This is a genomic window from Colwellia sp. F1 (genome assembly GCF_056238625.1).
In genome coordinates this window covers 1-2534 of the sequence record NZ_JBWDLI010000079.1, presented here as the reverse complement: position 1 = coordinate 2534, position 2534 = coordinate 1, and the positions used below count along the sequence as shown (strand labels likewise).

General features: G+C 51.6%; 2 protein-coding genes. Both read right to left on the bottom strand.

All coding sequences use genetic code 11. The features are described 5' to 3' along the window. A partial coding sequence (locus tag AC0UA9_RS17415; RefSeq protein WP_475662002.1) for an LON peptidase substrate-binding domain-containing protein occupies positions 1-909 on the bottom strand: 909 nt, incomplete at its 3' end. A 209-nt stretch (positions 910-1118) separates the two neighbouring features. Continuing rightward, complete coding sequence (locus AC0UA9_RS17410; protein ID WP_206047855.1) at positions 1119-2366, bottom strand: DUF945 family protein; 1248 nt, start codon at positions 2364-2366, stop codon at positions 1119-1121. Positions 2367-2534 lie beyond the last annotated feature (168 nt).

Sequence of the window (2534 nt, the reverse complement as noted above, 5' to 3'; positions counted from 1 at the left end):
CCTAAACGTGTCAACATCGTTTTCACGGTCATCTTTGGAAATACCCAATTCACGCTGAATGACTTTAAGCTGCTCACGCAAGAAAAACTCGCGCTGCCGCTCCTGCATCTGAGCGTTAACCTGCTCACTGATCTCGCTTTGCAACTGAGCAACATCGATTTCTTTGCGTAACAGCGGGAGAACTTTATGCATACGCTCAGCCACCGACAGTGTGGCGAGCACATCCTGCAACTCAGGGCCCTTGGCAGACGTGATTGCGGCTGCAAAGTCAGTCAGCGGACCGGGCTCATGAGGACTAAAGCGATTGAGGTAATGTTTTAGCTCTTCACCATACAGCGGATTAATCGGCAGCAACTCTTTGATGCCGTTAATAATCGCCATTGCATAAGCGCGTGTTTCTTCGTTCTCAGCGTCAACGGGTTCTTTGGGATAGCTGACTTCCACCAGGTAAGGCGGCTCTTTAGACAGCCAGCGCTGAATTTTAAAACGCCGAACCCCCTGAGCGATAAACTGGATCTGTTGATCTTCGCTCTGGAGTTTATGTACTTTGACCGCCGTGCCAATCTCAGGAAAATCGTTGTGATCCAACGACTCAATACCCTGCTCACCTACAAAGGCGACACCCATGGTGTGGTGAGGTGTATTGCCTACCCGACGTATGGTTTCTTGCCAACGCTCACGGTTGATGACTAATGGCTGTACCTGAGCGGGGAAAAAAGGTCGATTATGAATCGGTAAAAGGTAGATGCGCTCTGGGAGCATATCGCTGGCGGGCACTAACGAGCTAACTTTCTCACCGTCCGAGCGGTACTCTTCACTGTTCACGGTATCGTCTTGCTGTGCGTCGGATTCATCATCCGTCAGCCAATCGAGGTGTTCGTGATCGCGGTCGTAATCTTGGTCGCTCATGCGCCCTCCCATAACAGTGACTAGCGGCTTGATCCGCTTAGCAATGCCTATGGAATGTGGGCACAGTGGGGGAACTTCAACCCTTGACACTATTTGTAGCAGTGTATTCGAAGAGTGGTAACAGCTTCAGGGCTCGCCACTGCCTTAGTAGAAAGCATTGATGCTCAAAACGGTGGTACTCAAAACGGTGATGCTCAAAACGCTTATGGCTAAAGCTGAGGCATCGGACGCCCATTAACACGCAACTCGCCACGAACAACATCAAACTCTAACTCTCGTGTACCAAGAGGGAGGCCTAGCCAAAGAGCAACTACGGTTGGCGCATCGTGCCAAGTGAAATCACCATCAATATAACCTAACCAGCGAGCGCGCTCTTCTGGCTTATCCAGCCCGGTCATCATAAGCTCATCAAGCCCGCTCGCATCAAAAAAGAGCGCACCATCTGCGTTAACATTGATACCTAGCAGCGGGCTTTCAATCGCTATCGTTGTAACGTCTAAACGCGGCGAATCACTCAATATCCCTTTCAAATCAGGGGCTAAACGCACCAGCAGCCCTTCTGCCATCGGTAGGCTAGCATCGCCCCATGAGGCTTCTTGGCGCAATCGCAGAATGGCTGCGCGAACAGCATCTGCATTAAGACGAGAAAGCTCTGCTTCAATCCGCCCGCTTAACAAAGGGGTGTCTGGCGCTTCACTTGGGACACTTACCTCACCAATGATTAGTTCACCATTTAAGCGAAGCTCTTGCTCGTCGAGCACCATGTGGCTGTGAACATCAAGCGGCGACAGATGAATATCATAGGCAGGATAGTGAAGCGATAACGCCTCAACATGCAGATGGTCGCGCTGCGCAAAGTGATAGGCATCATCAATATAGGTATAACGACTTTCGAGGGAGGAAGGCCCCAGGGTTAACTGAGCGGGTCCGTCCGTTAACGTGAGCTGGTCGAACAGCCCGCGCAACCGCCAATCACCAAACACGCCCTCTAAGCGCATCCGAGCACCACGCACAGATAGCTCACGGCCACTTTGCTGGATCACAAAAGGAGCCAGTGCCAGACGCAGCTCACTGTGGCCACTTAGTGTATGGTAGCGCCCTTGCCAACGCGGGATAGACGGAGCGGAGACTTCTCCCACGGCTTTTTGCAAAACGCTATCTAAACGAGGTAATAGCGTTCCCTCAACATCGGTACTTAGCGCACCATGACGAGCGCGGTATGTAAGCTCTAACCGCCATGGCCGCCCTAATAAGGGCGATAAAAGCAGTTTCCCCTGAGACGTCAACCACCCTTGGCGGCTTTCCGTGCGACTAACTCGCCACTCCCCTCGCGCTTCCAAATCTTCTAGTGCTTGACGAAGACTGCGTTCAAACAAAATGCTCGATAGCAGTTGTGCTACCACCCACGCCACCACGAAGGCCGCGAGAATAGGCACGATCAGTCGTTCCTTGCGCATGCGATCTCCTTGAACACCCCCACGATTGGAGCCATTCACCACCGACGTTGTGTAATCAGTTTAAGGTAATCAGATAAGTCCATTTATTATAATAAGTGGCTCACCTGCCAGTTTTGGCAGGTAGGTTATTAGTGTAGCCAAAACCATAAATGCATCGTACTCCACGCG